Source organism: Peptococcaceae bacterium 1198_IL3148, from assembly GCA_036763105.1.
Classification (GTDB): domain Bacteria; phylum Bacillota; class Desulfotomaculia; order Desulfotomaculales; family Desulfohalotomaculaceae; genus JBAIYS01.
Window position 1 is genome coordinate 1 of the sequence record JBAIYS010000050.1, and the last position, 396, is coordinate 396.

At 47.0% G+C, this 396-nt stretch carries 1 protein-coding gene; it reads right to left on the bottom strand.

Translation table 11 applies throughout. The annotated features are described in order from the left end of the window. Positions 1-396: EF-Tu/IF-2/RF-3 family GTPase (locus tag V6C27_14845; protein MEG6617659.1), on the bottom strand; the 396-nt coding region annotated here is incomplete at both ends.

Here is a 396-nt window from a genome sequence, read left to right on the forward strand (position 1 = left end):
TGGTGAACTTGGTGTTGTCACCAGGCATTACCATTTCTACACCTTCTGGCAGTTGGATTACGCCAGTAACGTCGGTGGTACGGAAGTAGAACTGTGGACGATAGCCATTGAAGAATGGGGTATGACGGCCACCTTCTTCTTTGGACAGTACATATACTTCTGCTTCGAAATGGGTGTGGGGGTTAATGGTACCAGGTTTTGCCAGTACTTGACCACGCTCAATTTCTTTACGGTCAACACCGCGCAACAGCGCTCCAATGTTGTCACCAGCTTCTGCAAAGTCCAGCAACTTACGGAACATTTCTACACCGGTTACCACTGTTTTGCGTGCTTTTTCTTGTAAACCTACAATTTCAACTTCGTCTTGTACCTTTACTTGACCCCGTTCTACACGAC